We start from the raw sequence: 7,022 nt of genomic DNA on the forward strand, positions 1-7,022 counted from the left end.
CCCGGACCAGATGGCCAACAGCAACGCCGTCAGAAGGGCGGCATAACAACAACCGGGTATAGCTTATCAAGCCCGCAAAACTGTCCGAACGGACGGGACCACCTCAATGAACATGTAGACGCCTTGCGCTGCACCCATCTCTCAACAACCAGACATGACGCACGCGCTATCCGAATTTGTCTGGTGGATGATGTTGCTGTCTCCCTATAGCCCCGATCTCAACGCGATTGAAATGACATCCTCCGTGATCAAAGTTCATCTGTATCCGATTGGCGGCGGCCTTCCAGACATCAGCCAACAGATAGTCATGGGTTCGTCTGGCCTTATCCGTATGACATCATCTGTCGTGACATCATTTCCGCAAGCGTAGGCATCCTGAAATACGGTGACAGTATCCCGTGCGGCGTCAGCGGACAGGATGACGCTCTCCAATATGCCGTCACACCAGAGCCATGACAGCCTGTTCCGTGTCAGAATGGCGTCATTTTCTCCGAAAACAATGAGGTTCGGTGACCTGTCATTCGCTGAAATAAGCATCAACCTGCTGCTTCGACCCTGATTTAAGGCACGATACCGCATTTTGGTGCGCAGGGCGCACGCAAAACGCTGAAAAACGACGGTTATCCGCCATTTTTCGCATGGTCCTTCGGACGTCGCCGGATGCGCGCCTGACGGCGCGACTTTGGCCCTGCCAAAGTCTGCATCCGGGAAACCGGAAGACGAGGTCTGAGAGAAGATGGTCGGACAGAGAGACATCATTGGCCCTGAGGGCTGTCGATGAAGGGACTGGTCCCTTCGTTCCCAGAGAGAAGGATGTGGCGTCTGGGCCTGTGTGCTCCCGCCGTGTCCTTCCTCGCCTTTCAGGACAGGTTTCATGACACGAATTTCGTCTTCCTTTTTCTCTCCCGCCTCGCCGGTTAGTGCATTGGGCTCTGACGGCGTGGGGCAACTCGCGTCCCTTCGCCTGCGTCTGCTCAGCTGGTGGCCGGCCAGACCCATGACCGGCTTTACCGAGGGCAGCCGCTTCGTGGTCGTGGTGCAGAATATCCTCTGGACCCCGCTCACCGTTTCGACGGTGTGGGATTACGTCCGCACGATGGAACTGCATCACGACGCCAGCGGACGGCTGTGCTTCGATGAACCGCTGGTCTTCGCCGAAGAGGGCATGGACGCACCAAACGCCATCGCCGTCTTCAACTATCATTTTCTGCGGCGCTTTCTCGCGAATGACGACCCCGCTCTGACCCTGCCGGGTCTGTGCCTGCATCGCGCGGCCCGGGAGCTCTGGCCGCATCTGATGTTCCACACGCCGATGAGTCTGATCATACATGCCGCCTCAAGCGGCCGGCTGGCGGGTCTGGCGCCAGAAGATCTGCTGGGACTGACCGACCCGCAAAGGGATCTGATGCTATTCGACGCGCTGAGCCGGCAGATCAATCCGTCAGACCTGATCTGCCTGTCGGCCTCCACAGCGGTGGAGGCGGCCCCTGTGATCAACGGTCTGGCTGTTGACCCGCACTGGTTCAGCACGGAGTGCGCGCCCGGCTACAGCCTGCAGGCCGGACTGGAGCATCTCGGCGTGCTCGAATGTCCTGAAGAGGATGATCTGCTGCCGTTCGATCTGTCCTGCCGGGGCCACTGAACGCTTTTTCTTTCCCTATCTCCACCACCTGTTTTTTCAGTGCCTGCCTCTGACGGCTTTTGCGGTCACCGGACGTTTCCAGACGTGCCGGTGTCGATCTGCGTCTGCAGGGCAGGTAGGAACAAGGATCATCCCTTATGTCTGCCGAACATTTCTCTCTGTCCCGAACTGGCCTCGACCGGCTGATTGATGTCTGGCTCCAGATGCACGACGTGCTGCTGCCCGCCCTGTGTGTCGCCCGCGATGACGGTGTCGACGACACATTGCCGTCTGGTCGCCCGCTGGAAGGCCATGTGCTGCTGCTCGGTGATCTCCTCGAAGATTTTGGCGAGACGCTTCAGGAAGTCATGGACAGCCCCGCTTCGACGTGAACGCCCGATCATCTCTCCATCACGTTTTCTCATCAACTTTTCACCGGACAGGACTTTTCCTGTCCGGTGATGACCCACAGGATTTTCACCATGTGTTCTCAGATTACACGCCATCAGACAGGCCGATCCGCCTCGTCTCATTCCATCCGCCGTCTTCGCCAGACCCGTCGTCTCTCGCCGTGGGATGCGACAGATGAAGACCTGCATTTCATGGCCGCACTCACCGAGCGGCTTGGTGCACCGCCTGTCTCGAACATGATGCGTTATTGCGGCCCTGAGGCCCGGCATCTCGACCAGCTGGGCGAAAGCCTCGGCGACTGGCGGCGGATGCTGGAGGCGCTCGCCCGGCGTTATCCGGATCTGCCGCGACCGGGATCACAGGCGTCCGATGGCACAACATTGGACTCCGCTCCCGAGCGGATCGTCTGGGAGACCCTCGTGCAGATGGTGCCCAATGAACTGGACCTGTGCTGCCACCCCTGGCTGGAAGACGGGCGGTATCTGCGCAGCGATTTTGGTCTCTGCGCACCAGATGAGGAGACCCCTCTGGTCTGCATCGAGGTGATGGGCATGCTGGGCTCCGACCGGATCTGCCGGGCGGATGTCGAGGAAGCCTCTCTGGACCGTCTGGAGGAGAAGCAGGACTGGTTCAGCCAGCCGGGCCGACCGCTGCTCCGCGTGATCTGGCTCGACATGATGGCGCATCCGGACTGGCTGGAGACCATCTGCGCGGAAGCCATCGAAGCCGCTGTCGCGCAGCTTGCTTATGGCAGGGAGGGACGTCGCTCATCAGGCAGGAGACTATCGGCGCGCGGTGCTGAACAGGGGCGGCAACTACCCCTGCGCGGGCGCACGCGCGAGTACAGAGTCAGAAAGAACTGACTGGTACTTCGGGTTACTGGCGATGAGGGGATGTCCCTTCATTCCCAAGGAAATTCTTTAAGGATTGATAAGTCAGCAGTCCCTGATGAAGTACCCTGGTGTCAAGCCATAAACAAGGGATAACTCTTATGGCACGCCCGAATAGTATCGATCATGAGGATGTCGAAAACATCGTCTCTTCCGTCATTCTTCCGCTGCTTGTGGCCTATCGCGACAGACTGGCGGAAGACGTGCCGGAACTGAATGGTGTCATCAGTATTCTGCGCCTTCTGGAAAACAGACGCGAAGTTGAATGAGCGGATCGGACCAGCCTCCCCAACGGGAGGCTGGTTGCCGTTCAGTCGTTTTTGTCATCCAGTGGCGGCAGCAGTTCAGGCTCTCTCCCGTCCTGCTGTCTGTCCGCCTCCAGTGCCTTTTCGATCCGTGTTGCACGCCACAGCAGGACAGGCGCAGCAAGGAGAAACAGAATGCCGGAACCGGGCGTGAAATAGAGATGGAAGCTCGAGAACGCAAAAAAGAAGCTGCTTGTCTCTGTCTGCGATGATTGCAGAAAAACGTAGATCTTGACCAGACAGAACAGCGCCATGCACCATGACGCACGATCACAGTAAAGGCGGGGGACATTGAAGGAGGCACGTTTCCGGCTCAGCCACGATGCGCCAAAACAGGCGATGGTCACCCAGAGCGTTACACCCAGAATATGAAACCCGCTGAAGCCGGCGTGCTGAACCGAATTCATGCCGCGTTCGACATGGCGGTAAGCACAGGACAGAAACCCCGCCAGAACGGTGCAGCCCAGCGCAGCCAGAACAAGTTCATCCGGCGTGTTCCAGAACACACTCAACCGGGTCTTGATCCCTTCAAAATCGATGTCATTCCTGTTCATGACGGGTTCTTTTTATTCTGTGTCGATGACGACGCGTAACTGATAGGCGTGTCTGGCAGTCGACCAGCTCCAGACAGGCGTCTTTGGACCCGGTCCACCGAAACTCAGATCGTGAACACCGTCATGACGGCTTTCCAGAATGGCAATGGCGGCGGCGGAGTTCTGCCACACGACATGATGCGTTCTGTCGAGAAGGGTGTAGCGGGCGCCATCACCCCCGAAGCAGGCTGGATCTTCTTCGATGACCGCCGTGAGGATGCCGGGAGTACCGCCGACATCAAGAGGCAGGATTTTGGGTGTCACGCGTGTCCCGCACAGATCGTGATACTGTCCGGCTGTTTTCGTGAGGTCGGGGACGGCCTTCAGGGTGGCGGTATCCGAGGATGTGGCTGGTCGGGCCTGCTCTGCGCTGAGCCAGTGGGCGTGCGCAATCATCTGTCTGTCGCTCTGACTGACCGCCTGAGCGTGAGCAGAAACAGTGAGCAGCGACAGGGCGGAGAACAGGGATAGGGACAGGAAAGGTTTCATGAAGGGAGTCCGTTTCATGGAGGAAGCAGATGTCACCCGTCATCCGGGATGCCGGATGCGGGCTCAGAAGACGCCGCTTCCGGTTTTGACCGCCGAGGCATTCATCGTGTGATGCCAGACGACGTCACCGTTAAAGAGAACGGTCAGGGTTTTCTCGGTGCCGTGTGTGCCCTGATGGAGATCGCCATACAGCGGAATGAAGTTCGCCGCGTCCGATGAGGCATTGGTGAAGGAATAGCGCCACTGTTCATGGCCGCTGTCGGTAAACGAGCTTTCACGGGGATCACCGAACTGAGCCCGGATCTGGGCCTTTGTCGTGACACCATCCTGAATCTTCTGGTCGATGGAGGTCACTGTTTCGTTCTTGAGGCTTTCGTTGCCTTCCGTGGCGCAGCCGGACAGCAGGATCATGGCTGTCAGAGAAACAGCACCGCCGAGCATTTTGAGCGAGCGTGAGGACATGGAGGCATTTTCCTTTTTTGTGAGATGATGGAAAGATCGGATATTGGAGGCAGTTGGATGTGTGTCTGTCTCGCCGACTGTATTCAGGCGGATTTATTTGATTTCGTCAGTAAAAGTGGTTTCTGAATCGGACCTGTTCAGTCGAGCCCGTAGAACTTCCGTCGTTCTTCTGCGGTCCTGCATTTTTCCAGCATCGGCCTGCGGGGATAGACCCACGCGGCAAGCCCGAAACAGAACACGATGACCGGATGAAAGGGGATCGATATGACAACCCCGCAGATGACGCAGACGCAGGCACAGAACAACGTCATGTCACGAAGTTTCTTGCGGTTTGCGGCTTCTTCCGCGCCATATTCTTCTTCATAGGCGGCAAGGCGGGCAGCCTTTTTATCGACGCTGCTCTCACCGGCCTGCAGAATGGTGTCATTGAGGGGCATCGTGCTCTCTCGGTCAGTCATGACGGTGGAACAGAAACATGCACGCCAGATAGGAGCAGATCATGATGAGGCTCGGAGAGAGGACATCACTCGTGACGAGCCAGTCGCCGAATTTATTCAGGTATACCAGCAGGATGATCCCGCCCACCACGACCCCGAAGACAAGGGCTGTCAGAAGCAGCATGTCAGGATGCTCCTGCGCCATAACGGACAGAAAGCACGCTGAACGACGTGATCCGACAGGGTGTGCGACCCAGAACTGACAGAGACACCATCATTACCTCCCGATGGCAGAAGGGCGGAAAGCACTGGCCCTGCATGCCTGATGGGAGGGATAATTTACGAGATATCGCCTGCCGTCAATACGAAATATCGTATTTCTTGACAGTCAGCTCTTCGCCGGTCGTTTCCGGCCGGGTCGTTACGGCCGGGGCACGCCGCCGGTCCACACAACTTCACCCAGCAGCCGGAAGCAGCCCAGCTGGTTTTCTTCGACATCCTGCGGCGGATAGCGGTGGTTGTCGGCTATGACCCGCACGCCGCCGCCCAGACGAGGATCGAGGCGGCGGATCATCAGCGTACCGCTGCTTTCCAGCGCATAGAGGGCGCTGGCCGTGACAGTCGTCACGCTACGGTCGACGATCACCAGGTCGCCTGAGGCCAGCGTGGGCTCCATCGCATCGCCCTCGCTGGTCATCAGGCAGAGGGCAGAGAGATCCCGGGGGATGGCGCTCTGCAGCCAGTCGCGTCCGATCCGCAGGCCGTCCTCGTGATTGTCGTGCCAGGGAATGACAATCTGCCGGGTGGCGGTGGCTGTTCCGTCCGGACTGTCGGTTCCGGGGCCTGTGCCGCTGCCAAAGGCCAGCCAGTCCAGGGAGACTCCACAGACGCGGGCTAGTGAAGCGATGGCGGAGAATTTCATCTCGCCACCGTTCATATAATCCCGCAGGGTCGTGTAGGGGACGCCGGCCGCTTTTGCGGCGTGGGTGATGCCGATGCTCTGGGCGGCTTCACGGAGACGCTCGCCACGCTCGCGCATCAGGCGGATCTGTTCATCCATGAGCTTGCGCTTCTGTCTGCGTTTGCGGGCCACACTTTCTGTCCTCATCACAAAATGAGGACGCTATACGGATTTCCGCTTGATATGTAAGTCGGAAAAGCGTAGTTTTGTGAATCGAAATGTTGCGGGACCCGTCACTCGTCATGGTCAGATCCTCGCACAGAAACGGCGTTCTGTCGAAGGGATTATCATGCCTGAAGATCCGCTCCTGCCACCGCCCGCACATACTCCCGGTCTTGAGGACCTCCATGCCGGACTGCACGACGTGCTGCGTCTGATCGAGATCGAGCATGCCCTGCTGCGCGGGCGGCTGGAAAGCCTGAAGGCTGACAGCGAGGGGGCGAGGCTGCTGGAAGGGGTGATGGTCCTCGGCGCTGTGCTTCAGCAGAGGATGGCAGGGCTGCTGCAGATCTGTCGGGACATCGGGGGGCTGTGAGTGAGGGTGAGGGGTTCCCCTCTGCGCGATGAATGGGGACCGGACGAACGGAGTAGAGAGCCAGTGATCTACTGGTCTGTTATGGGCGGACGCGAAGTGTCTCCGTGATACTCTCCCAGAGGCAGCTTTGGGGGGACAGCGGAACATCTGTTGTACAACGGAAGCCGAAAAAAGCTGACGTTGTTGGCAATCCAGCATCACGATGCCGCCCAATCATGAAAATCAGATAGGTTCCCGATCGCAATCACTGACTGAGTGAGGAACCCCGCGGCAGCATGCGTCCAAGCACTTTGTCTTTCAGGACAAACTGATGAAAAA

Annotated in this window: 11 protein-coding genes; 5 read left to right on the top strand and 6 right to left on the bottom strand. The window is 58.4% G+C overall.

The annotated features are described in order from the left end of the window. The first annotated feature begins 874 nt into the window (after positions 1-874). The 4 genes from GOB93_RS20285 (at position 875) to GOB93_RS20300 (ending at position 3,191) form a co-directional block, all read left to right on the top strand. The gene (locus GOB93_RS20285; RefSeq protein ID WP_173585199.1) at positions 875-1,642 is read left to right on the top strand and encodes a hypothetical protein; all 768 of its coding nucleotides are present in this window, start codon (positions 875-877) and stop codon (positions 1,640-1,642) included. A 137-nt stretch (positions 1,643-1,779) separates the two neighbouring features. Next, entirely contained in the window at positions 1,780-2,013 is a 234-nt protein-coding gene (locus tag GOB93_RS20290; protein ID WP_173585200.1) for a hypothetical protein, read from the top strand. Between the two features lie 90 nt (positions 2,014-2,103). Further along, complete coding sequence (locus GOB93_RS20295) at positions 2,104-2,895, top strand: hypothetical protein (protein ID WP_242010959.1); 792 nt, start codon at positions 2,104-2,106, stop codon at positions 2,893-2,895. A 128-nt stretch (positions 2,896-3,023) separates the two neighbouring features. Further along, a complete protein-coding gene (locus GOB93_RS20300; RefSeq protein WP_156477842.1) occupies positions 3,024-3,191 on the top strand; it encodes a hypothetical protein in 168 nt (55 codons plus the stop codon). A 41-nt stretch (positions 3,192-3,232) separates the two neighbouring features. Here the strand turns inward: GOB93_RS20300 and GOB93_RS20305 are convergent, their stop codons facing one another. From GOB93_RS20305 to GOB93_RS20330, 6 genes are all read right to left on the bottom strand, one after another. Continuing rightward, complete coding sequence (locus tag GOB93_RS20305) at positions 3,233-3,781, bottom strand: hypothetical protein (protein WP_173585201.1); 549 nt, start codon at positions 3,779-3,781, stop codon at positions 3,233-3,235. 12 nt (positions 3,782-3,793) lie between these two features. Then, positions 3,794-4,309, bottom strand: a complete 516-nt coding sequence (locus GOB93_RS20310; protein WP_173585202.1) for a hypothetical protein — start codon at positions 4,307-4,309, stop codon at positions 3,794-3,796. 63 nt (positions 4,310-4,372) lie between these two features. After that, positions 4,373-4,771 carry a hypothetical protein gene (locus tag GOB93_RS20315; RefSeq protein ID WP_018307608.1) on the bottom strand — a complete coding sequence of 133 codons (399 nt, stop codon included), beginning with the start codon at positions 4,769-4,771 and terminating at the stop codon, positions 4,373-4,375. A 137-nt stretch (positions 4,772-4,908) separates the two neighbouring features. Further along, positions 4,909-5,208 (bottom strand): hypothetical protein, encoded by a 300-nt coding sequence (locus GOB93_RS20320; protein ID WP_173585203.1) that lies wholly within the window; start codon positions 5,206-5,208, stop codon positions 4,909-4,911. Between the two features lie 13 nt (positions 5,209-5,221). Further along, positions 5,222-5,392 carry a hypothetical protein gene (locus tag GOB93_RS20325; RefSeq protein WP_018307607.1) on the bottom strand — a complete coding sequence of 57 codons (171 nt, stop codon included), beginning with the start codon at positions 5,390-5,392 and terminating at the stop codon, positions 5,222-5,224. Between the two features lie 237 nt (positions 5,393-5,629). Next, positions 5,630-6,268: a LexA family transcriptional regulator gene (locus GOB93_RS20330; RefSeq protein ID WP_173585204.1), complete on the bottom strand. Its 639-nt coding sequence runs from the start codon at positions 6,266-6,268 to the stop codon at positions 5,630-5,632. Between the two features lie 109 nt (positions 6,269-6,377). On the opposite strand from GOB93_RS20330, the gene GOB93_RS20335 reads away from it, so the two are divergent. Then, a complete protein-coding gene (locus tag GOB93_RS20335; RefSeq protein ID WP_010668796.1) occupies positions 6,378-6,704 on the top strand; it encodes a hypothetical protein in 327 nt (108 codons plus the stop codon). Positions 6,705-7,022: the final 318 nt, after the last annotated feature.

The organism is Acetobacter musti, assembly GCF_011516835.1.
GTDB lineage: Bacteria > Pseudomonadota > Alphaproteobacteria > Acetobacterales > Acetobacteraceae > Acetobacter > Acetobacter musti.